Below are 23,147 nucleotides of genomic sequence, written 5' to 3' on the forward strand. Positions count from 1 at the left end.
ACACCACCGCTTATCCTATAGGTTTCCCACCCATTTTATAATATATCTTTTTTAATACAGTCCATATAGTAGGATGTAACCGTTTTTTTAAATAACTCTTTATCGCCTCATTAGCACCTACCCGGCTTACAATGGGAACGAAAATACTTTTATCTGGTGAATTATGTAGCTTTATATTTACATCACGATATAAGTACGAAATATTTGTCAAATGAATTTCCGCGTCTTCAATCGTGGATACCCAGCCAGTTAAGTACCCTGCATCCTGCACAATGAACGGATAAGCACGTTCAATAATATGAATCAAAGAACCATCCAGCGGCAAAGGTTCTTCTGGAAAGTCTTCATACTCCCATTCCATATCCAGTATGCGCTTCATACAAATCGGACGAAACCAAAACATAGCACCCATTGGAGCAAGCGGTGGAACATCAGGCGAAATTAGAAGGTCGATCCCGGCCCGTTTCAAAAATTCTTCTGTACCTTTATAATTTGCACCCCATTCGCCGCCATATAAATCTCTGAAATTCGCATGTAGCAAATGTACAGGCTCTAGAGCACCAATTCTTGGATTATCTTCGAATATGGATAATATATTTTCAACGTAAGCTGATGTGGCTAATAATGCGTCAAGATTTTGCAATCCAAATTCGACCCCTACACATCCCGGCCGTAAAAAAGAGCTTTTTTTGTCGTGTACAATACACGCATAATCATAGTCGAGAATAAAATCTTTTGTGGCTACCAAAAATGCGCTTTCAGCTCTGCCCCGGGCATTTATAACCTTAATCGTCGTATTATTAAGCTCATAGCTTTTAATTTTTTCTTCAATGATTCCAACAAGTTCTTTTTTAGGAGTGGTAATAACTATGTCGGCAAACTGCGGTATAGATTGCATATAGTGGAAGCAGGAATCGAGCAAATCCTCATAATATACATGAAAGCAAACAACAACTTTAGGCTGGCGTTTCAAGGGCTTTACAACATAATCACTTGGAAGGAAGTAGTTCAGATGAAGACAGTTCTTAATAAATGCATAGTGCTGCGTCGCAAGTAAATCATCCAGAATGATGTTCGTGTCGTATAAATCATTTTTCTGAATATAATCAAACACCCGCTTTGATGCGCTCCCGCGATGATAAGATAAAAAACGATTATACTCAGCGCAAAAAGCCTTTCTTTTAATAATCGGGCATCGCTGGTCAATGACAAGCTTATCCGGTGCCTCAATAGTAAGATCAATATAGTCCGGTGTATTGTGACAATAGACATCGTATGTGAAGCCTTTATCCGCAAAATACTGAGTAAACTTCGTTTCATGCAGTAGAATACATTCTTCGCGGGAATAAACGGGGCAGAGATTCTCCCAATATAATTTCCATACATCGGAAAGAAACATGCGGGGTCTAAACACCATAAAATAGGAAAGTATCCAGGTTCCTTCATAACCCGCTTCATTCAAAGGCCACTCAGTAATGCCCCAAAAATCTAGGTTTTTTTGCCCCATTTCATCAAACATTTCACGAAACGGATAAACGGGACCATAGCACGAGCAATTACAGAGTATCACCTCGTCATACTCTGATATTTCTTCCCCTTCAGCATCCAAGGCTGTTTTATACGCCCAAAAATCAACACCCTCATTAGGGCGCACCAAAACTTCCGCCCCAACTGTTTCTTCCAATATCTCCCGACCATTTTTATTAATTTCCCCATTTACGACGACATATATCTTATTTGCAACTTCTTTTATCCCTTTTAAGTATACAGTAATATATTCTCGAACTATTCCCTCTTTTTCCCAAAAAACAAATATTGCTAGTCTATTCATACACATCTACCTCAAAATAATATACATTTTTTAATAATTTCAGTAATCTTCCGGTTGTCACCATAGATTACCGATGAATCGTATTCCCGTTTTGGAAAGGCTCCATATTCAGGCCTAATTTTAAAGTGATTCTCTCTGATAAAGCCCTCAATCTTATCTCCTAAACGTGTAGGTTTTCCTGTACAGCAGTCAATAATGCCATCTACTTCCCTTTGTGAAATAACGGCAGCTATCTGCCTTGCAACCTCATACACCGAAACATAGTCGTACTCCTCATTTCCTGATGTAAACGGAAACGATTGCTTTCCTTCATCTTCCCATCGAATAATTTTACTCATGATAGAATTGTTTCTACTGTCATTACCATAAACGGTAAAGGGGCGAAGCCACTGCAAACAAATGTTTTTTTCCTTAAAATATATTTCCAGTGCCTGCTTTAACATGCTCTTCGCTAATGTATAAAAGTTATCTGGAATGACAACCGCATCCTGGTCCACCATGCCGTTTACACTCCCGTATTCGCGAAAAGAACCAGCGATTGCAAAATGAGTGGTACCATGATCAGCAAGATTTTTCAAAAAATGAAAGTGACAGGGAAGATCGTCAATGTGGCTCAACGCATTATGCTGAAATCCGTCCCGCCAGGCTAGGTGCACACATATATCCGGCTCTCCACATTCCTTATAGAGCGTCTCCTTTCTTGCCTCATTTAAGAGATCCATAGAGACGAATGTGACTCCTTTCGGAATATATTTATCATCAATATCTACAGCAATTGTTTGAAAATGCTGGCTATGCTTTTGCAATTCAGCGATCAAATGAGCCCCTATATAGCCATTTGCTCCCGTAACAACAACTTTCTTAGACATCTAATTTCCTACTTTCTTTTTACGCTCACTTGAAAAGGAACGTAATGGCTTTGTAATTTTCCATGAAGCTGATGCTTTCATAGCTGTAATTTCGGCTTCCAACTGCCTGCAATATTCTACCGAAAGATTATAATTGTGACGTAGTACATCACAATCATTCTTTGCTTTTGTCGTTTCATTCTGTGCCCGTGCGACAGATCTAGTTGCAGTCTGCAACCGCTCATTTTTAACTGACACTTCAGATTCCAACTGCCTGCACTTTTTTACCACAAGATTATAGTGGTGACGTAGTACATCAGATTCATTCTTTGCTTTTGTCATTTCATCTTGTGCTCGTGCAACAGATCTGGTTATAATCTGTAATTGCTCATCTTTAACTGCCAACGCTTCCTGCACGTTCTTAAGCGCTACTTCCATTTGCGCCTTACTACCATTCATCGTCTCAAGTTGCTGCTCCATAGCATCTAAACGGCTCTGATTCTCTTGGTTATTATGCGAAACAAAATCAAAAATTTCACGCCAGCCATTGTTTCCCAGAATTGTAATCGTCGTTTCAATACGTAGCTGTTTACTTCCATGTGGAACTGTAACCGCCATTTGCGGATCTTCAATGCAAAAAAAATCCCATGCACCGCTATGGATACCGTTTAGGTTTCTGATTTCAACTGGTACACCATCGACAGTAACTTCTGTACTATTTAAGATACACTTTTGGTACTCAACAGGATCAAACCGCACCGAGATACAGCCATTTGGCAGCTCTACTTCATAGATGGACCGACCACCTTTAGTTTTTGGCCAAGTGAATAATATCCGATTCGTTTCATTATATCCTTTTCCGCAGTCAAAGTATAATTTGGATTCATAAGCATGTTCTTCCCTTAATAAACCCCATTTTTCAACATCAGATTCAATGTTTATTTGAGATGCAAATTCAATCTTTACTAGACGGCAAATAAACTGGTAAACATTGCGATAACGGTGTGCTACCAACATACGTTCCAGCTCTGCTCTTTCCCCCTCCGGAATAAATGTACCTTGTTCACTTAAGAACAGCGGAACAAATGTGCAAGTTTCATATACAATAGTATACCCGGCCTGTTGCGCAAATGGTTTTAGGCTTTCTCTAGCAAAGAAACGAAGGTGTGTATTATCCAACAACCCAAGCGATGTATATTGAAAGCGGTCGCACATCAAGTTCATAACAATATCACCAAAAGCGATATTAGGAACCGAAAATATGACACTTCCATCGTCGGCGAGCATCTCTTTCGTCAGAGACAATACTTTCTCTGGGTCTTTCAGATGCTCCAGAACATCAGCAAAAATAATCGTGTCAAATCGAGCATCGGCAAATTTTTCGATCCATTCTCCATCTTCAATGTCTCCGCACCATCCATCAACTGCATATTGGATGGCTAGTTGGTAAGAGTCCTTATCAAATTCTACGATATAAACTTGGCACCCCAGTTTATTTTTCATATATCGCGTCATCACTCCAGAAGCTGGGCCAAATTCTAATACCTTTCCTCCGGGCTTAACCATCCGCAACAACTTACTATGAGATGTCTCACTGAGGATGTCCATATCCCCCACATCTATATTATAGTGATATTTGTTATCCACACGCATAAATCTTACCTCACCTCCGCTGTTCAATAAGGAACTACATTAATACTTCAAATCCGATCCGCCAATTATATAGGACGCAACTTAGTAATGTTGAACTTCAGTATCTTTTGCCGTGCTTATCCATTCACTCAGTTCTTTTTGAGAGGGTTCCCATTTGTTATCCTTCATTCGGCTATTTACATCACAGTAGGCGCACATCGGAACGGGCCGTGCCAGAAAATCCATAATCTCTTTTGCGCTCTGGGCACCGTATATATCAATTCCATTTTCTTTCTGATATGATACTGTAAGATTGAAATAATCAATTAAATGAGGCACAAAAGCACATATCGGGCAAGTATACAGGCGTCCATGGCTCAGTACATAAGCATCGTTTGCAAGAGCACAGTGAGCAAAGCTCATGTTAATATTCTGTTCACCGTTCAAATCTAGGGAATAGAAATCCATTTTCTTCTCAATAACATCGGAAGAGTTTTCATAATATATTTTAACGCCCATATCTTGTGCGGTTTTTTCAAGGCTTAAATAGTCCAAGCTGATTGGGAATTTCGTAATACCAATCGCTATCTCGTATCTCTCACAGCTTCTCCAAAACTGTGTATCCATCTTAGGCAACAGTAGTGCGTTGGTAACGATACGTATACTCGCGCTTGGAAATGCCTCTCTGCTGATCCTCATAAATTCACAGATATTCTTATGCAATAGCGGTTCCCCGCCAGAAAGAAGTATCAGCTGTGCCTTGTGATCAAATAGCTGCGATAATCGCTGACAGTCTTTTTCATAATCGGACGGAAGTAAAAAAGCAGGTTCTGAAAACGGTGCAAAATGGAAACAGCTCTTGCAATTTAAGTTGCAGTGTTCACACAAATGAACCTCATATTTAAAGTTTTTCTGAGGTCGAAGTTTGGGACTAAGCTTCACATTTTCTATGAGATTTCCAGAGACTTTAATGTTGGAGATCGGCTTTTGAAACTCCAAGTAAATCTGTGGATCGCTTTCACCCATTACATACGTCTGATCTAAAACGCTGCAGTTCAGAGCCAAAACATTAACTGGTTCTTGTGTGCTTGAAAAGGACAAGTTCGAAAGCTCATAGCCACCCAACAAAACAGGATCGTACCGCAGCCTCTTGCACGGTTCTGGAAAAGTATAATACTGAGAGAACTCACCGCCATAGGGAGTAATCCTCAGCCAGCGTGCATCCTCGGGGTTAAAATCGCTCCCCCTGTTAAAGTACATCATTGAATATTCAGCGCCCTGAATGGCGTGTGCATTTAGGCTAGAAGTGCCCGCATACCCACCGATATAGTTACCACAAACAATATCGGCATCGCCTGACAAAACCTGTTGACCATTCTGCAACCAGATCGCGCTGTCGCACAGTTCCTGTATTTGAGCTATACTGTGGCTAACCAATAACACTGTCGTGCCGCCGTTCATCATCTCTTTCATTCGTTCACCACTTTTTCTTTGAAACGCTGCATCACCGACACTGAGTATTTCGTCAACGATCAAAATATCCGGCTCGACCATAGCAGCGATAGAAAATGCCAACCTGGCTATCATACCGGAGGAGTAATTCCGTAACGGTACTTCTATGAATTTACCAAGCTCAGAAAAGCTCACAATTTCATCATACTTTTTGTTGAGAAATTTTTCGCTATAGCCCAAAACTGCTCCATTCAGAAAAATATTTTCTCGTCCGGTCAGGTCAAAATCAAAGCCACTTCCTAGCTCCAGCATTGGTACAATACTTCCATTTACCTGAATTTTGCCGCTCGTAGGTTTTAATATGCCAGAAATTATCTTTAGCAATGTGCTTTTGCCTGCGCCATTGCTACCGACCAAGCCAACAACTTCTCCCTTCTTTATTTCAAAGTTGATATCTTTTAAAGCCCAAAATTCCTCATAGCGGACTTTTCCCTTAAAGGTTTGAACAATATACTCTTTTACGCTTTGAATTCGATCATAAGACATCTGAAAACACATGGAAACATCTTTGGCCTTAATTATTGTCTGATTTTTGTGCATGAGTACCTCTCAAATATAAAGAATAAATTTGTCTTTTGTTTTTTTAAATATGATAATTCCCACTGTAAGGGGAATTATCGCGGCCAACAGACATAGCAGATATGCCTTCGGTTCAGGCGAAACATTTTCAATTAGAATAATCCTAAAAAAACTAATAATATGGTACATCGGATTCATTTTATAAAGCAACATCCATTGGCGGGGAATAATACTTTCAAGATAAAAAATGGGGGTAAGATACATCCACAACATCGCTATCACGCCCCAAAGGAATTGAGTATCTCTGAAAAAGACCATCGAGGACGCAAGAATCAAACCAATACCCAACGAAAATAGAAAAAGACACACAATTCCAAAGGGAAGAAGAAAAAACTCCGCCGTTAAACTCACCTTTGTAATAATCAGCACTGCAAACAAGGGGACTAAAGCCAACAGAAAGTTGATTAATGAAGATATTGCCCTTGATAAGGGATATATAAACATAGGTACGTATACCTTGGTGAGGAGGGCAGCGTTGCCCGTGATAGACATAAGGCACATTGAGCTTGCCTCAGAAAAAAAGTTCCAACAGACCAGTCCGGAAAGGAGATACACAGGGTAATTGCGGATGTTGGACTGAAACAATGTAGAAAACACCAGATAGAGAACCAGCATCGTAAGTAAAGGGTTTAAAAAGCTCCAGAGCACACCAAGAGCACTACGTTTATATTTGTTTTTAAAATCACGGGACACCAGTTGCTTAATCAGAAAACTATAACGCTCAAAAAAGGACACTAACCTTACTATTCCCGTCTCTTTTCCTCGTTTAGTATTGACAACTATCACAATTAGATAAATGAGTAGCAATACACCAACAGTAGCTGCGCCGTACCAATAATACTGGCCAAAAGCCAACTTAGTTGAGCTAACAACAGACAGGCAAAGCGTTCCATCCAAAGGTACATCATCTACACGAAGCAGCTCATTTTCGGGAATCTGTGCACCTACCTCAAATCGTGAAGCAGCATAGGAGTCACCGTAAACAAATGTTACTGCATTTCCTGGCGTGCCCCTTTCAGAACGGACCACTAGTGTAAGTGTTTGACCTTTAACTCCAAAAATTGGATTAGATAGAGAAATAGTCCAATCATCGCCGTTTTCCAGCCCTTTGGTATCTAGCTCAGATGTCGCTAATGCCGTACCCTGCTGATCCAGAATCGTAATCAACAGGGTATCATTGTTTTCTCTGTCGTACGTGGCACCTTTAACAACTAAATATTCCAAAGTATCATTTCGCATGATAAAATCCTGCTTTACCGTTCGTTCGGTTGTGATTTCACCAGATGTTGTTTTGGCATCAACCATATCTGTGATGTTAATGACCCTTTGTAGGCTGTCTCCGGCAATAAAGTAGAAACTAACTACGAGTACAACATACGCTATAAAAAATATTAGGCAATCTCTCATTAGCCTGTTACTATTCAATTCTAACTTTTGATTCCCCAATGAAAAAGTCCCCCTTGAACCACCTAATACATTCATCCCAAATTCTGCTTTGTCGCCCCCAGCACTTCCATGTAGTCAGAAAGCGCCTCCCTCCAGTGAGGCAGACGAGAAAATCCAGCTTCTACAAGCTTGTCTTTACTTAACCGTGAATTTAATGGCCTCACCGCTTTTGTAGGATAATTACATGTCATGATTTCATTGACTTTGACTGCCCGCCCTGCCAATTTAAAGATCTCAGCCGCAAACTCTGCCCAAGAACAAATCCCCTCGTTTGTAGCGTGATATGTTCCGAAATGGCTTGTTTCGATCATATCGCAGAGGAGAGGAGCCAGATCTGCAGTATAGGTCGGGCTTCCAAACTGGTCGCAAACCACACTCACTTCATCCTGCCTTTCCGCCAAACGCAACATAGTTTTAACAAAATTATTCCCGTTTACTCCAAACGCCCAAGAGATCCTGACAATAAAATAGCAACTCAGTAGCTCCTTAACCGCCATCTCACCGTCTAGCTTAGTCTTCCCATAGACACTAAGTGGTCCCGTTTCATCATCTACTTCGTAGAAGTGATCACCAAAGCCGGAAAATACATAGTCTGTAGAGATGTAAACAAGCTTAGCGCCCAACACCTTACATGCGGAGGCAATGTTCCGCACCCCGCCCACGTTGATAGCTACTGCTTTTTCAGGCTGGTCCTCAGCAGCATCCACTGCTGTCCATGCTGAACAATGGATGACCGCATCAGGATGGTAATCAATAAGATAGTCTTTCACTGCCCTCTCATCGGTAATATCAAAGTCAGTAATGTCCACACCGCAGTGCTCTAGTCCTCGCTCTGTGAGCACCTTGCACACATCATAGCCTAGTTGTCCGTTTACTCCTGTAACTAAAATCTTCATACACAAAACCTCTATACTATATTTTTTCGCTTATACTACAAAAACCATAAAGATTTCTTCTGGGTTGAGACAAAACCAGTTCAAAGAAAGATGCAAAAACACATTATATCTCCTGAACTTCAATACAGTTCGCTTTTATTCCCCACTTACCAAGAAATTTTCGCTCCTGTGCCCAAACCCAGATTAGATCTGTATCATCCATTCTAAGCGGCAACGCAACTTACAAATATGAAGCTCTAGATAGCTAAACTTGTCCTTGACACCAGCAATAATAAGAGGTTTATTGCTGCGGATAATAAATAAGCAGAGAGTTAAAAATAGCGATAGCCACTCTTAGATGCTGTGAAAAAAGCCAGATAGCGATCGCATACCGTATATTAGCAAAAGAATATTGTTTTTTGCCATTGAAGTGCGAATCATCATAGCACAGTAGGTAAACCAAAATTGGAAATCAAAAGCTTGGTAGCTAGTCCAATCTCCTTCCGAAACATATGATACGGTGTACATCTGTTATGCTCTTGGCGATGAAATGCCCTTCTACATTTATAAAAAAACACTATCGGAGCAGGCCTGTAATACGCCCGTTTCCTCAAGATATGCGTGCTCCTGAAGCCAAAATGTATAGGGAGTATAGACTATCCTAACGATGGAAATCAAAGTTTATCTATTTTCGTACATCTTTTCATAATAATTTTGATATTCTCCACTAATAATATTTTCCCACCACGCTCTATTCTCTAGATACCACTGAATGGTCCTTTTAATACCGTTCTCAAAACTTGTGGTCGGCCGCCAGCCAAGTTCAATGTCAATTTTAGTAGGATCAATAGCATAGCGTAAATCATGCCCTGCTCTATCCTTAACATACTTGATTTCGCCCTTGCCTAGCTCCCTAATAATTGTCTGCACTACCTGGAGATTCGTACGTTCATTATGTCCACCAATATTATATATCTCCCCTACTCGACCTTTGTGAATGATCAAATCAATAGCACTGCAGTGATCCTCAACATAGAGCCAGTCACGTACATTTTCGCCTGTGCCATAAACCGGAAGTGGTTTGTCGTTCAGTACATTAGCAATCATTAGCGGAATAAGCTTTTCTGGGAAATGATAAGGGCCATAGTTATTGGAACAGCGGGAAATAGTTACAGGGATCCCATACGTTCTATGATAGGCTTGTACCAGTAAGTCTGCTGAAGCTTTGCTGGCCGAGTATGGACTCGACGTTTGAATAGGCGTTTCTTCTGTAAAAAACAAATCCGGCCTATCTAGGGGCAAATCCCCATATACTTCATCCGTAGACACTTGATGATACCGGCTAATACCATATTTTTTACAGGCATCAAGCAGTACCTGTGTCCCAAAAACATTAGTTAGTAAAAAAACAGATGGATCCGCGATAGAACGATCCACGTGACTTTCGGCAGCAAAATTCACAATGACATCTGGTTTTTCGTTCTCAAATATTTGATAGATTGCTTCTCTATCCGCAATATCTGCTTTTATAAATTTAAAGTTCTCACACGTTATGACAGGGTCTAACGTTTCCATATTCCCAGCATAAGTCAGTTTATCCAAGCAAATAATCTTATAATCCAAATAATTCTTCAGCAGATAGTGTACAAAGTTTCCTCCGATGAACCCTGCTCCACCCGTAACAATTAGTTTCATTCTAATCTCCATTCTGCCGCTACGCGTCAGCACAAATAGGAATGAAAGAAGGTGCTGACTGGCGGCGTTTTGTTGTAAAATAAATTCGAGGAGGAAGGCACACTACAAAGCACGGTAGGAGGGATCGTAGACGCGCTTCCTGCAAAAACAGTATTCTAATCAGTGTGGGAATCATCTGTTCAAGCACAAATAAGTGGCGCTTCGAGCTCGTACGCTAAGAATTGCTTTAGCACCTGTTCAATTGGTGATGATTCAGTCACTGTCTCCCTCCTCTCATCCACTATGAGGGGGGACTTTTTTGAGGTCGTTTATCCTATCTGCTGCGGTGTCGATGTCCACAAAACCTTTCTGGTAGCACCCCATATCTCCACAACGGATGGTATTCAACCACACTACCAAAAGAAGCGGTTCTCCACCTTTGGTCTTGCCCTTCACTCCTTCTCAGACTGGTTGCATGCTAACCACTGTCTTGATGTGTGCATGGAGTCCAGGGGCAAATATTGTGTCCCCGTATTTAACGTGCTGGAATAACGCGGTCTCCGGGTAACCGTTGCCAATCCCAAATGGGTTAAAGCGGTGAAAGGCAACAAGGATGATGAGAAGGACTCCAAGTGGATTGGCGATTTATTCCGCCTTGGGCTTGTGCCCGGAAACTTTATCCCTTCCCAGAACATCCGCATTCTCCGTGAATTTACCCGGTATCGTTCTAAACTCGTTTCCATGAAAAGCAGCGAGAAAAACTGCTTCCAAAATGCTTTCACCGTCTGTAATGTGACTTTGGATTCCGTCGTATCCGATATGTTTGGCAAATCCGCCTCCGCTATTACCGATTACCTGATTTCTGGGATTCCTTCGCTCCGGACTATTGTGTTTCTCTTTTGCAACGCTCGCTGAAAAAGAAAGCCGATGCCGTGCTTGAATCCATTGAAGGGTATTCCATTACCCCTGAACAAAAATTCGTATGCGTCTTATTCGTTCTCATCTTGATTACCTCGACCTCTCCATTGCACAGCTTGATTCGACCATTGATACCATGGTTGCCAAGCATGAGAATCTTATTTCTCTCTTGTGTACCCTTCCCGGAGATGACCGTCGTTCTGCCGTCACGGTCATCTCCGAGATAGGTACCGATATGATGCAATTTGGCTCCTCAAAGCGTTTATGCTGCTGGGCGGGCCTAACGCCCGGCAACAATGAATCTGCTGGAAAGAAGAAGTCGGTTCGCATTTCACGTGCAAGAGTGTATCTCAAACCTGCGCTGGTGCAAGTCGCCCACGCAGCCGTGAAAGCGACCGTATCTCCCTACTATCGTCTGAAGTATGAACAGATTTCTAAACGCCGGGGTAAGAAACGCGCCATTATCGCCATTGCCAGAATGATTCTCACTGCCATCTTCTCCATGATGTCTACCGGTGAGGTATGGAATCCCTGTGACCTTTTCAAAATTGATATGCCGGAGTCCCTTAAGGAACAGCATAAGGCCAAGGCCATCCGGCAAGCTATACGCTTCCTCGAAAAGCAGGGATTAGCCGTCGGGTAGTTCTTTTTGGATAGCTTTGTTTTTGCTCTGCAATTTTCCAAAAGCATGCAGGGTTGTTTTGTTATGCTCTGACGGCGCTGACTTTGACTTATCTTTCATTCTACTTCTCCTCATAAACAAAGTCTATATCACTATTTCGTAGACATGGTGCACTAGCATCCTTTTCAGATACAATCGGATTTTCTATTCCCCAAGTCACGTTAATCTCCGGATCATTCCAAATAATACTTCTATCGGCCTCTGGACAATAGAAGTTATCCGCTTTATATAAGAATTCCACATTATCAGTCAGGGTCAAAAAAGCATGCGCCATCCCCCGCGGTATTAGTAGTTGTCTTTTATTTTCAGCCGATAATTCTACAGCTACCCATTTTTTATAAGTAGGTGAACCCTTCCGCAAATCTACGGCAACGTCCAGGACCGCCCCTCTGCTGCAACGGACCAACTTCGTTTGCGCAGCATCCCCTTTTTGAAAATGCAACCCGCGTAAAGTCCCTTTTTGGGCAGAGAAGGAATGATTATCCTGGACAAAATCATACTCAAGCCCTGCTTCTTTCATTTTCTGGATTGACCAGGCTTCCATGAACCAACCCCGATGATCTCCAAAAACTTTGGGTTCTATGATATAGACATCTAAGACATCAGTCTTTATAACCTTCATTCCTATCCCCCTTAGTAGATGAATTTTCCTTCAGCTACTTTCTTTAGATGTTCCCCATAAGCAGCTTTCCCATACTTTTGGGCTGATTCCAGCAATTTCTTTTTGGTAATCCAACCATTATGATAAGCAATTTCTTCTAAGGCAGATATTTTAACACCTTGACGAGTCTCGAGAACTTTAACAAATTCTGCGGCTTCCGTCAAAGAGTCAATGGTTCCTGTATCTAGCCACGCATAACCACGCCCCAGAGTAATCACATCAAGGCTGCCATTCTCCAGATAAATCCGGTTCAAGTCAGTAATTTCCAATTCTCCACGGGCAGACGGCTTAATGCACTTAGCATACTCACATACTTTACTATCATAAAAGTACAGACCGGTCACAGCATAATTCGATTTTGGGTTGAACGGCTTTTCCTCCACGGAAATCGCCTTCCCTTTTTCATCAAATTCCACTACACCGAATCTTTCTGGATCCTCCACATAATAGCCAAATACAGTGGCTCCTTCTTTTTGCTCAGCTGCTGCACGCAAGTGCTTTGTCAAGCCACTACCATAAAAAATATTATCCCCCAAAATCATAGCACAACTGTCGCCATTGATAAATTCTTCGCCGATGATAAAGGCTTGGGCCAGACCATCCGGAGATGGTTGCTCTTTATAAGAGAGATTAATCCCAAAGTTTGCACCATCACCTAATAGTCGTTCAAAGTTCGGCAAATCTTGTGGCGTTGAAATAATAAGTATATCTTTAATTCCTGCCAACATAAGGGTGGATAACGGATAGAAAATCATCGGTTTATCATAAACAGGCAGTAATTGTTTTGATGTTACCATGGTTAAAGGGTACAATCGCGTACCCGAACCTCCAGCAAGAATAATCCCCTTCATTGTAACTGTCCTCCATCTATATGAAAAATATTTGCCCACACCTGCGGGCGAAGCCAATCTTCCAAAAATCATACTTATTTATTAAGTAGATGCGCTTTAATTTCCCATAGGTTGTCAGAGATGTATACGCTTTTATCATAACTGATTGTTCTACAGAAAGATTTTGTTCGTATATGTCCAGAAATGCCTTCGCTTGCTCATATGTCTTCCGCAATGTCAGCTCGGATTTTCTCAGCTCCATCAATCTTTGTAGATTATAGGATAAGGACTTGGCACTCTTTGCCCCTACTTCGTTATTGCTATGCTGTCTGTAAAGTACGGTGGGCTCTTTAACAAAACCAATATGACCAAAGGCAGAGGCCGTGATCGCAAGCCACCAATCATGCATGATAGATTCTTCCGGAACATCGCGAATCCAATCCAAAAGGCAACGATTAATCATCATCGTACAGCCTGTAACAATATTTTGCACGATAAGATTATTTAAAGCACTACAACCGCTGTCCAAATTTTGATACTCAAACATTGAGTCTGCCATTACCTTCAGGTTAGCATCAACAATCTTCAAGTCTGTGTGCACGAGAAGAGGTTTTTCTTTACCAAACTTATCCTCCATCTCACGCATTTTTTTCATGGTAAGCTCTATCTTGGTTGGAAGCCACACATCATCCTGATCGCAAGTCATTATATATTCACTTTCATACAAGCTTAACATATGGATAAAGTTATTTTTAGCCGAGCCGGATGGCTTGTCTCTTACTATGAAGGTCATCTTATCCTGATATGCTTCTGCATACTTGCTTACAATACTAGCTGTAGCATCAGTAGAGCAATCATCCGAAATAATAAGCTTCCAATCCTTTTCCGTTTGACTTAATATAGATTCTATCTGCTCAGCAATAAACTTCGCACCATTATAGGTTCCCATCAGTATAGTAATCATCATTTCCCCAACTTCAGCCTGAGAATTGTCAGCGAACATTTTATTTTTACTCCACAATATACCAACGCTGAAACCAAAACACTATACTTGTCAACATAATGTTTTCTATAGAATATCAGCATTGCGTTATAGAAGTGATGAACTACTTTCTGAGACTTCGTATGCAATCCGCTTTGTCCCTTTAGATGGGTTATGCTGGCTTTTCCGTAATAAATTACTGAATAACCAAGCATTTTAACGCGATAGCAGAGATCCAAATCTTCACCGTACATAAAAAAATCCTCGTCAAACCCGCCCAATTTGTCAAATACAAAACGCGGCATCATCAAAAATGAACCGGCTACGGAATCCACCTCACTTATAGAATCGTTTTCGATAAAGGTCTGACGATAAGCTCCATACTTTTTGTTTTTGGGGTATCTTTTATCTATTCCGCAGAAATAGTAGAGAGATGACATCGGTGTAGGAAACCCCCGTTTACATGCATGATCAAGACTTCCATCACTCAATAAAGTCCGGGCACCAAGTGCTCCAACATTTGAGTGCTGTTGCATGTAGCGAAGACAAGCCTCCAATGTTCCCTTATGCATAATGGTATCATTATTAAGAAACAGGATATACTTGCCCCGGGAATTGGCCACTCCAATATTGCATGCATTGCCAAATCCTTTATTCTTGACCCGACTGAGAACAGTTAGCTTGCCATTGACTCCGTCATATTCCTCTAATACGTCATTACTGTTATCCACTACTATAATTTCATAAGAAATCTGCGGTGCACAATCAGAGATTGAGCGCACGGTTTGGTCTGTGAGGCCTTTGGCATTATAGTTTATGGTAATGATAGATAGCTCCACTTCTTTAATAAGCATTCCTATTCACAAACCCCTTAAATACAGTCATCACCAAGATCTTCAAATCAAACATAAACGTCCAGTTCTCAATATAGTAGATATCACACTCAATCCTCTTGCGAATCGAAGTATCTCCCCGCCAGCCGTTGACCTGGGCCCAGCCGGTTATACCCGGTCTTACATGGTGCTTAACCATATATCGAGGGATCTTCTCCTTAAATTGTTCTACAAAAAAAGGACGCTCCGGCCTGGGTCCCACCAGACTCATATCCCCTTTAAAAACGTTCCAAAGCTGTGGCAGCTCATCTAAGCTGGTTTTACGCAATAAATTGCCAAGTCTTGTTTTGCGATCGTCATTTTCCGTAGTCCATTCCTTGTCCGATTCCTCAATAGATTGCTCCTTCATCGTCCGAAATTTGTACATCATAAAATTCTTCTTATTCAGCCCTACTCTCTCCTGAGAGAAAATGATAGGCCCCGGGGAATCGAGCTTAATCCCAATGATTATGATGAGAAATAAAGGTAAACAAACGACTAATCCGACAAAAGATACGGCAACATCAAAAACTCTCTTCGCAAATGCCTTTAAAAAGTTATCCAAGGGAACATGCCGTATGTTGATAAGAGGAATACCCTCTATCTCATCCATTTGGGGCTTGGCCGGGATGAAGCGGGCATAATCCGGAACGATTTGAGTGCGGACACCACTTTTTTCACAGATCTTAATGATATTTCTGAAGAGGTCATAATCCTTAGTGCTGATGGTTATAAAGATCTCATCGATCTTACTTTCCATGATAATGTTTTCCAGATCGCTGATTGCGCCGGCTACTGTGACTCCGGCCAGTTTTTTACCTACGGCGGTATTCTCGCCTACAATGCCCAGAATCTCATAGCCAAGGTAGCGGTTTTCTTGGAGGGCATTAACCAGCCTTTTGGCTAATCTGCCCGTACCGATAATGAGAACATGCTTTTTGTTATACCCTTTTTCACGTATATTATTGAGTATTGCTCTGAGGGCCATCCGCTCAGCGATTGTAAGTGTACCAGTGAAAATTACAAAATAAATAAGAACCTGGCGGGAGTAGTGGATCTCTTTGATGATATAGAGAAGTGTAAAGAGAATCATAGTGCTCAGAAAGTTAGCCTGTATGATCTTCCCCACTTCAAAAGACAAGCTCTTTCTTCGCCTTGCCTCATAAAGACCCAACAAGTAGTAGAGAAAGAAATGCAAAGGAACCAGGAGGACAAGGGTTGGAACATAGCTTTCAAACTTTAGATGGCTTCCTTCATAATTCGCAAACCTGAGCCAATACGCCAACGCCAAGGCTATGACTACGATAGCCAGATCAAGAATGACTTGAATCATATTCAGCGTTTTCTGGTTTTCCCTGATCATCTACTTCTCTCCGATAATTATCTTTAGTTCTTCTTTCCTATTCGACAATTACACAGAAAATCCTTTTCCTTTTACAGCACATATTAAATGTGTCGATTTTTGAAGGATTTAACTTTCTCACGTAGAAGATACATTGTATCATTATTTTAAGAATCAAGAGTCATAAATTCCCGGATAAACCAAGTAACTAATGCAAGGGGGGCAGTAAGCGTAATATTAGAAACCCTATTATCAGGGGCGAGCTTAGGAAGAAAAATTGTAGCCCTTAATTCTTAATATCCCCATATCATTCAAACTGATATGGATAGATATTACTTACCAAATTCAAGGAGGATTCTTATGAAGAAAAGATATTCAAGATCTTTATTATGTTTTTTGTTGGTTTTTTCACTTTTATTTATAAGTATTCCCGTATTTGCGGATACTGCATCCACATCAATAAGTCTGGATAAAAGCACGATAGTACTTACCGTTGGCCAAACCGACACCTTAACTGCAACCGTCCTTCCCGCAGGTACTCCTACTCAAAACCTAACCTGGATATCTTCCAATCCGAATGTAGTCAAAGTCTTTAATGGGCTTCTTATGGCTCTCAATGAAGGAACCGCTTATATCAACGTTATGAATCCTTTCGGGAACAGTAATTACGCTTCATGTTATGTTATTGTTAAGAAACCTGATTCAACAATGGAAATCAATAAAACATCTTCTGTTCTTAGCGTCGGTTCCACAGAAACCTTAACCGTCACTATTTCGCCCAGTCAAGCAGTCCATTGGACATCCTCGAATCCCGAGGTTGTTCAAGTGTTCAACGGAGTATTGATGGCTCAAAAGCTTGGCACAGCGGTGATCACAGCAACGGCAGCTGACGGTTCGAAAAGTGTAACATGTACCGTCACAGTCAATGATGCTCCGGCCACAATCACTTTAAATAAAAGCAAGGCTACATTATCTATCGGCAAATCCACGACCTTAACTGCTAATATTGCGCCGGCGCTTCCCTCCAATACTTATTTAATGTGGCAATCCTCTAACCCTGGTATAGTGTCTGTATCCGGAGGCGTAATAACGGGAGTCTCTTTAGGAAGTGCCGTTATTACAGCCATTGCTTCTGACGGTTCATGCAGTGCCACATGTGAAGTTACTGTAACCGCCACAGGTATTAATGCTATCAGACTGGGCGGAGCCAACAGATATGAAACTTCAGTTCAAATCGCCAAACAAGGGTGGCCAAACGGCTCAGCTTATATCGTTTTGGCAACTGGGAATAATTATCCCGATGCCTTAAGCGCTGCTCCATTAGCTCTGAAATACAATGCTCCCATTTTACTTACAGATAAAACACTTCCCCAAGTCACCTTAAATGAAATCACCCGTTTAAAGCCCACTCAAATCTTTATCTGCGGCGGTACTGGTGCTATATCTAAAACTATCGAAAATCAACTCAATGGTATGGGAATCCTCACGGAAAGGCTTGAAGGTAAGGATCGCTATGAAACTTCTGTCGCTATCGCTAGAAAATTAGGCTCGACGTCAGGAGAGTTAGTGCTTGTTAACGGTTTTGAATGGTCCGATGCCTTATCCATCTCCCCCATTGCCGCGAAAAAAGGCATCCCCATCTTATTGACAGATAAAAGTACCTTCCCTGACTCTGTAAAATCATTTGTTAGCTCCAACAACTTCTATACAACCTATGTCCTGGGCGGTACAGATCTCATTAGCAATCAAGTTAAAAACCAACTTCCCGGTTCAGAACGAATCGATGGTGCTAACAAATACGAAAGAAACGTTAATATCCTTAAAAAGTTCGAAGATAGTCTGGATCTGGAAAAAATCTGCATCGCTACGGGGGCTGCTTTTCCCGATGCCCTCTCCGGCTCAGTGCTTGCAGCGAACCTGTCCTCCGCTATTGTACTGGTGGATAATAGTAGCCTAAAATCCGTAACCACTCAATATTCAACTAAGTCTCTCCAACAAGCTAATGATGTTTATGTGTTTGGACTCCAGGGCGTTGTCAGTGACACTTTGGTCAATAAACTATTTACCAGGTAGTTTAAGAGCCCCCCCTAAACGATTGGCTTTTATAAAGTTTGACTCTATTTGCAACACACAACAGCCCCCTATGGTAGATGCTTGCCGTCTATCATAGGGGGCTGTTATTATGAGACCTACTTTTTCAGATTGATGAACAAGACGAACTGCGTACAAAAGGGCATTCTAAGGAGCATCGCTCTGATCCAATTGTTCAAATAGGGTTATTTATGGATACTCACGGGATACCGATTACATATAGACTTTTTCCAGGCAATACCCTAGATAAGCAAACTCTAATTCCTATGCTTGGAATTATTCAGCGCGAATTTTCCCTGGGTAGAATCATTGTGGTTGCCGATAAGGGCATGACTAATGGAGATAATATTGCCTATGCTCTTGCAGCCAAAAATGGTTATGTACTTAGCTACTCCATCCGGGGTGCGGATAAAAGTTGTAAAGATTATGTGCTTGATCAAACTGGATATGTCGTTAAGAATGAGGAGTTTAAAATTAAGTTTAGGCTTTATCCTAGAGAAATCTCCGTCTCAACAACAGGTGGTAAGAAAAAAATTCAGGTGGACGAGAAACAAGTTGTTTCTATGGCACGAAATATGCTGCCAAAGCTAAGGCGGAACGGGCAGGGGCGATAGCAAAGGCAAAAGATCTTATTAACATCCTAGTAAATACTCTCAGTCGACTTCCATGGGAGCCGTTAAGTATGTAAAGAGCTTAACCTTCGATCCTAAAACATGTGTGGTTCTAAAGGATGTAAAACAATTACTGCGCTTTATTGAGGAGAAGCTAGAACAAGAGGATGCACTTGATGGCTATTATGCGATTGTAACGAGCGAATACAAGGAATCCGATGAACGTATTATAGAAATTTATCGAGGTCTATGGAAAATCGAAGAGTCATTTAAGATCACCGAGAGCGATTTTGAAACTAGGCCAATCTATTTATCCAGAGAAGAGCATATTCGATCTCACTTTCTTACATGCTTTGTAGCACTGGTCATCGCAAGCGTATTAGCGTATCGAATGAAGGGAAAGCACTCTGTTAGTGCTATTATAGAAAGCCTAGAAAAGTGTTCTTGCAGCCATAATCAGAAGAACTATTATTTATTTGATTACTATGACGAGATACTCGCTGACATAGGACAAGAGTTTAACATCGACTTCGGAAGAAAATGCATGTCTCTTGGAGAGTTGAAAAAAACTTTGGGGAAAGTTAAAAAAGGCTAATTCTCACTACAACTTTGCGACATAAAAAAGGAGCCCTAATCCCAGCATTCATGCGGGTTTAGGGCTCCTCTTTTGTCTATTAATTGCAAAAGTAAGGTTATCAGAGAACATCTTCAAAAATATCTATACACTACCTGTCCTTTTGCTGATGATGTGATTGACACTAACACCTAGCCCTAAGAGGACCCAAAATACGGGAGCGACGGATACGACGCTATCGTTAAAGAAAGCAGCCCCCAGATAGCCGACGATTGCAACAAAAACGGCTACTCCGGCCTGGGAAAGAAAACTATCGAAGGGATTAGAGACATATAAACGAAAGCACCTGAATAAATAGTTGCCTACTAAGAAAAGAAAAGCGAGCAAGGATATTACTCCCGTATTAATGGCTATTTGCAGGTAAAGATTATGAGGTTTGTCTACTACTTGCCACATGTCGCCATGGTAAGCATACATTTTGCCAATGATGTCATGTTGTGGAAAAGCTATGGCAAAGGTATCTGGGCCATAACCAAAAATCAGGGAGTTTTTCAACAAGGGTAATGATCTCGACCAAATGTATCCTCTTGAGGAACCAATCCGCTCATTACCTTCAAAGCCCCAAGCCTCCACTGGTTCGAGACTGACTTCATTTCCTTTATTATCGATTAGGGAAATTCGATCTGGCTTTAGATCGAATACTAGAAGGATATTTCCTTTTACCAGATTCAGTATACGATTGTTATCGATTCGGCCATAGCTCAGTCTGTAGTCTTTATAAGCTGGGTTGTGAATAGTTATCTTTCCGTTGCTCGAGTCGTAACTCGTCTCTAGTGGAATACCATTGCCATCTGTGAAAGCCAAGGCGTCATCTGCAAAGACAAAGTTAAGGGTTTCGGATGGGGTTACAATTGTGCCCTGATTCCCGCTGGTTTTAAGTTCTTTAAGGGGTATGCTTTCACTACCGGGTGCAGTGTTCTCTTCCATGCCAATCAGTATTTTTGCATCTGTGAAAAGGGACGATACCCTTGTACCAATATATCCATTAGAAATTTGATTAAGGCCGATAAATAGGGCAAGGACAATTATAAGGCCGGCCGCAAAATATTTCCAATACTTCTTGATAATCTTGTTAATGGCAATGAGTAGCACTATAAACGCAAAGGCGACCCCTATGATTCCCGAACGGGCATTACTGCCAAGCCAGACAATACCCATCAATAAAGTCATCAGTCCCATGGCGATCTTAAAGGATTTGCTCTTGGTCAAGATAAATAGGGTAAAGCAAAGAGGAAAGAGCATTGCCGCGTAACTTCCAACATAGTTGTAGTGAAAAAGTGTAGCGTAAATAACGTATTTATCGAATTGAAATTCCAAATCATTAGCAATATGCTTGTATTGTTCAGGTAAAAATAAGCTTTTGACAAAATCCATCTTAAAAGGGTCATATCCTAGGTATTGAAAAAGCCCAATAATTCCAACGGCAAAGGCGCCTATCATTAAGGCTCCCAGCAAATATTGCACATGGCTTTCCTTTTGGATTAGGGCTATCGTGATTAAAAAGATAACTAAGTACGCTATTAAGACATAAACACCTTCATAGCGATCCGGATAACCGGACAAAGCCACTGCACGATAATCAGAAATGATCGTGGAGCCAACTATAAAGAGTAGATAGACCCCAATAACTAGGTAGAATTGTTTTAACTCTTTTTTAAGGAGATTAGGGTCATTCTGAAAAGCCCTTACCACAACCATAAACAAGCCAAGGGCGGCAGCAATAATTAGCCACATTCCTTTATAATAAGAGAAAAAATCATAGTTTTCCGTTACACCAGTCCAAGTATCGTAGCTGGCACCTGTCAATGGTACTACTTTCAAATATACGATTAGAGGTAAGACTGTCACTACAAACATAATAGGCAATAAATAGTACCATTTGGCATAGTTATCATACTTCTTTGTTCTCACGGTTGTCCTCCTCAATTTGTGGTTTCGAGGCTGTTCCGTAAGCTGGCAGCTGCCGACATATAGTTGTTGATGTTCTGCAGCAAGGTGTACTGATCATTGAGGAGCTGATTTTGCAGTTCGATCATTTCAATGCTGCTTGAGGTTCCAACATCAATCTTCTTTTGCAAAATTTCAATATTAATCTGATCGGCTTCCACAGCCAGTTCCGCAGCTGCCAGGGAGTTTTCCAAAGACTTTAAATTATTGTAAGCTATCCGCAGGGCCACTTCCTTATTCACCGACAAGCCTTCAAGGGTCGCTTTCTTATCTTCAACGCTGACCTGCAACTGGTCTGCCCCTGGATTGTCATAATAGAGAGCAATATCGTATTCGATATCCGTCAGTTTGATATCCTCTTCGTACCTTTGGACATCGTAGTCGTTGGCGATAGCTTGGGCCAGCTGTTCCTCGAACTTAGCATCATCAAATTTTGTATAAGCTATTAATTCCGAAGTCAGAATAACCTCACGCTGGAGATCAATACCTAGGTCCCTTTTTAAACCAATCATTGAGCTGCTTATGTTGTTCTGAGTCGCCTTCAGAGCAGCCTCCAAGGAGCTTTTTTGGGCGTTTAAGCTGTAGATCTGAGACTGAATAGCCAGACCCAGATCGATCTGCAGATTAAGCTGCGCGATGTAAGTATCTACATTGCCCAGCTGAGTCTTAAGGTTCTTCTCCTGCTCCTGCAAAGCTAACACATCTTGATATTGATTGGTTATCTGGATCTTCAGACCTTTTAATTGTTCCTCCCGATCATGCTTCGCATTTTCCAGGATCCAGAGGGTTCGCAAGTGATTCAGCTTCCTCTCTCTCGCCGAATCTTCATCATTGATGGTGGGCAGAGCATTATGCCTAGCTAAGGCTTGTTGGTGTTGATAATCATAGATCGATATCTTACTATCTGTCAGCTGTAAAGTAGTATTACCTGTCTCGATGGCTTTGAGGGCATCTTCCAGCGAGAGACGCAGAGCAGCCTTATTATCGTCACTCACTGAAGCCTTCTCTGTTCCCCCCACAGTCTCGCTAACCACAGCCGGCTCAACTGTACCGGAGCTCTGTTCCCCGGTCGCGGAACTTGAGTCCGCCAGGATACTATTGGTCGTGAAAATTAGCGAAGCCGCGAGCACCAAAGCCACTATCTTAAGCTGTATCTTTTTCATATTAGAACCTCCCTATC

Annotated in this window: 19 protein-coding genes; 5 read left to right on the top strand and 14 right to left on the bottom strand. The window is 41.4% G+C overall.

Translation table 11 applies throughout. The annotated features are described in order from the left end of the window. Window positions 1-10: 10 nt before the first annotated feature. From DHAF_RS22315 to rfbB, 7 genes are all read right to left on the bottom strand, one after another. Complete coding sequence (locus DHAF_RS22315) at window positions 11-1,831, bottom strand: rhamnan synthesis F family protein (RefSeq protein WP_015945238.1); 1,821 nt, start codon at window positions 1,829-1,831, stop codon at window positions 11-13. 11 nt (window positions 1,832-1,842) lie between these two features. Further along, on the bottom strand, window positions 1,843-2,700 hold the full coding sequence (locus DHAF_RS22320; protein ID WP_015945239.1) for an NAD-dependent epimerase/dehydratase family protein: 858 nt from the start codon (window positions 2,698-2,700) through the stop codon (window positions 1,843-1,845). Then, window positions 2,701-4,332, bottom strand: coding sequence for a class I SAM-dependent methyltransferase (locus DHAF_RS22325; protein ID WP_015945240.1), 1,632 nt, complete (start codon window positions 4,330-4,332; stop codon window positions 2,701-2,703). A gap of 81 nt (window positions 4,333-4,413) precedes the next feature. Next, the gene (locus tag DHAF_RS26705) at window positions 4,414-6,363 is read right to left on the bottom strand and encodes an ATP-binding cassette domain-containing protein (RefSeq protein ID WP_015945241.1); all 1,950 of its coding nucleotides are present in this window, start codon (window positions 6,361-6,363) and stop codon (window positions 4,414-4,416) included. A 9-nt stretch (window positions 6,364-6,372) separates the two neighbouring features. Continuing rightward, window positions 6,373-7,884 (bottom strand): ABC transporter permease, encoded by a 1,512-nt coding sequence (locus DHAF_RS22335; protein WP_202796159.1) that lies wholly within the window; start codon window positions 7,882-7,884, stop codon window positions 6,373-6,375. Next, window positions 7,881-8,744 (bottom strand): dTDP-4-dehydrorhamnose reductase, encoded by an 864-nt coding sequence (gene rfbD / locus DHAF_RS22340; RefSeq protein WP_015945243.1) that lies wholly within the window; start codon window positions 8,742-8,744, stop codon window positions 7,881-7,883. The genes DHAF_RS22335 and rfbD overlap by 4 nt, the downstream gene beginning before the upstream one ends. A gap of 660 nt (window positions 8,745-9,404) precedes the next feature. Further along, complete coding sequence (gene rfbB, locus DHAF_RS22345) at window positions 9,405-10,418, bottom strand: dTDP-glucose 4,6-dehydratase (RefSeq protein ID WP_015945244.1); 1,014 nt, start codon at window positions 10,416-10,418, stop codon at window positions 9,405-9,407. A gap of 576 nt (window positions 10,419-10,994) precedes the next feature. Between rfbB and DHAF_RS26710 the strand changes: the two genes are divergently transcribed. Both DHAF_RS26710 and DHAF_RS26715 read left to right on the top strand, forming a co-directional pair. Beyond that, window positions 10,995-11,312, top strand: a complete 318-nt coding sequence (locus tag DHAF_RS26710) for an IS110 family transposase (protein WP_338009690.1) — start codon at window positions 10,995-10,997, stop codon at window positions 11,310-11,312. 67 nt (window positions 11,313-11,379) lie between these two features. Continuing rightward, window positions 11,380-11,958 carry a transposase gene (locus tag DHAF_RS26715; protein WP_338009691.1) on the top strand — a complete coding sequence of 193 codons (579 nt, stop codon included), beginning with the start codon at window positions 11,380-11,382 and terminating at the stop codon, window positions 11,956-11,958. 100 nt (window positions 11,959-12,058) lie between these two features. Here DHAF_RS26715 and rfbC read toward each other — a convergent pair whose 3' ends face one another. Genes rfbC through DHAF_RS22375 form a run of 5 tightly spaced genes read right to left on the bottom strand, consistent with a single transcriptional unit; the run spans window position 12,059 to window position 16,705 of the window. Next, a complete protein-coding gene (gene rfbC / locus DHAF_RS22355; protein WP_015945246.1) occupies window positions 12,059-12,619 on the bottom strand; it encodes a dTDP-4-dehydrorhamnose 3,5-epimerase in 561 nt (186 codons plus the stop codon). A gap of 11 nt (window positions 12,620-12,630) precedes the next feature. After that, the gene (gene rfbA / locus DHAF_RS22360; RefSeq protein ID WP_015945247.1) at window positions 12,631-13,509 is read right to left on the bottom strand and encodes a glucose-1-phosphate thymidylyltransferase RfbA; all 879 of its coding nucleotides are present in this window, start codon (window positions 13,507-13,509) and stop codon (window positions 12,631-12,633) included. A 16-nt stretch (window positions 13,510-13,525) separates the two neighbouring features. Next, window positions 13,526-14,491: a glycosyltransferase family 2 protein gene (locus DHAF_RS22365; RefSeq protein ID WP_018305588.1), complete on the bottom strand. Its 966-nt coding sequence runs from the start codon at window positions 14,489-14,491 to the stop codon at window positions 13,526-13,528. Further along, window positions 14,452-15,324, bottom strand: a complete 873-nt coding sequence (locus DHAF_RS22370) for a glycosyltransferase family 2 protein (protein ID WP_015945249.1) — start codon at window positions 15,322-15,324, stop codon at window positions 14,452-14,454. The genes DHAF_RS22365 and DHAF_RS22370 overlap by 40 nt, the downstream gene beginning before the upstream one ends. Then, a complete protein-coding gene (locus DHAF_RS22375) occupies window positions 15,314-16,705 on the bottom strand; it encodes an undecaprenyl-phosphate glucose phosphotransferase (protein WP_015945250.1) in 1,392 nt (463 codons plus the stop codon). The genes DHAF_RS22370 and DHAF_RS22375 overlap by 11 nt, the downstream gene beginning before the upstream one ends. Window positions 16,706-17,044: 339 nt before the next feature. Here DHAF_RS22375 and DHAF_RS22380 point away from each other — a divergent pair, with 339 nt between their 5' ends. The 3 genes from DHAF_RS22380 (at window position 17,045) to DHAF_RS26275 (ending at window position 19,981) form a co-directional block, all read left to right on the top strand. Then, the gene (locus DHAF_RS22380; RefSeq protein ID WP_015945251.1) at window positions 17,045-18,757 is read left to right on the top strand and encodes a cell wall-binding repeat-containing protein; all 1,713 of its coding nucleotides are present in this window, start codon (window positions 17,045-17,047) and stop codon (window positions 18,755-18,757) included. A gap of 146 nt (window positions 18,758-18,903) precedes the next feature. Further along, window positions 18,904-19,389 (top strand): IS1634 family transposase, encoded by a 486-nt coding sequence (locus DHAF_RS26270; protein ID WP_274532764.1) that lies wholly within the window; start codon window positions 18,904-18,906, stop codon window positions 19,387-19,389. Between the two features lie 52 nt (window positions 19,390-19,441). After that, the gene (locus tag DHAF_RS26275) at window positions 19,442-19,981 is read left to right on the top strand and encodes an IS1634 family transposase (RefSeq protein ID WP_049769587.1); all 540 of its coding nucleotides are present in this window, start codon (window positions 19,442-19,444) and stop codon (window positions 19,979-19,981) included. Window positions 19,982-20,104: 123 nt separating this feature from the next. Here DHAF_RS26275 and DHAF_RS22390 read toward each other — a convergent pair whose 3' ends face one another. Continuing rightward, entirely contained in the window at window positions 20,105-21,931 is a 1,827-nt protein-coding gene (locus DHAF_RS22390; protein WP_015945252.1) for an O-antigen ligase family protein, read from the bottom strand. Between the two features lie 11 nt (window positions 21,932-21,942). Next, window positions 21,943-23,130 carry a TolC family protein gene (locus DHAF_RS22395; RefSeq protein WP_015945253.1) on the bottom strand — a complete coding sequence of 396 codons (1,188 nt, stop codon included), beginning with the start codon at window positions 23,128-23,130 and terminating at the stop codon, window positions 21,943-21,945. Window positions 23,131-23,147: the final 17 nt, after the last annotated feature.

The sequence above is a fragment of the Desulfitobacterium hafniense DCB-2 genome, from assembly GCF_000021925.1.
In the GTDB taxonomy this organism is placed as follows: Bacteria; Bacillota; Desulfitobacteriia; order Desulfitobacteriales; family Desulfitobacteriaceae; genus Desulfitobacterium; species Desulfitobacterium hafniense.